Origin of the sequence: Arthrobacter sp. Cr_A7, assembly GCF_029222765.1 — a bacterium.
In the GTDB taxonomy this organism is placed as follows: Bacteria; Actinomycetota; Actinomycetes; order Actinomycetales; family Micrococcaceae; genus Arthrobacter.
In genome coordinates this window covers 1-576 of sequence record NZ_JARHXQ010000070.1, presented here as the reverse complement: position 1 = coordinate 576, position 576 = coordinate 1, and the positions used below count along the sequence as shown (strand labels likewise).

Annotated in this window: 1 protein-coding gene; it reads right to left on the bottom strand. The window is 65.1% G+C overall.

Annotated elements, in window-relative coordinates; translation table 11 throughout:
* Positions 1-558, bottom strand: a 558-nt coding sequence (locus P2Q66_RS04265; RefSeq protein WP_275725874.1) for an SDR family NAD(P)-dependent oxidoreductase, incomplete at its 3' end; no start/stop codon positions are given.
* Positions 559-576 lie beyond the last annotated feature (18 nt).

The window sequence follows — 576 nt, the reverse complement described above, 5'->3', positions numbered from 1 at the left end:
CGTATCAATGGTGGCTGGAAGCACGGTGCACACCTTGACCCCTGACACTCCGTCGCGTGCCAGTTCCGAACGCAGGCTGACGCTGAGGGCACGGTTTGCGGCCTTGGAGATGGAATACGCCGCGGAGTAGGGCAACTGGATTTCCCCCACAATCGAGGCAACGTTGACCAGGGTGCCCGATCCCTGGGCAATCTGGCGGGCCAGTGCCGCGCGTGCACCATTGACATAGCCGGAAATATTGATGTCCAGGACGCGCTGGAATTCTTTTGGCGGCACCTCGGACAGCCGGCCGAAGGCACCCACGGCCGCGTTGTTGACCCATACGTCCAGGCGTCCGAACTCCCGGACGGCCCGCGCCGCCAGCTCCTCCACCGCGTCAGGATCAGTGACATCGGTGGGAACCGCAAGGGCCTTGGCGCCGCGCTTCCTGCACTCCCTGGCCACTGTTTCGAGGGCTTTCGCCCCGCGGGCAGCCAACACCAGCCGCGCACCCTTGCCCGCGAAGCGAAGTGCGGCGGCCCGGCCGATGCCGCTTGAAGCGCCGGTAATAACCACCACAGAATCCTTGACCCGCAT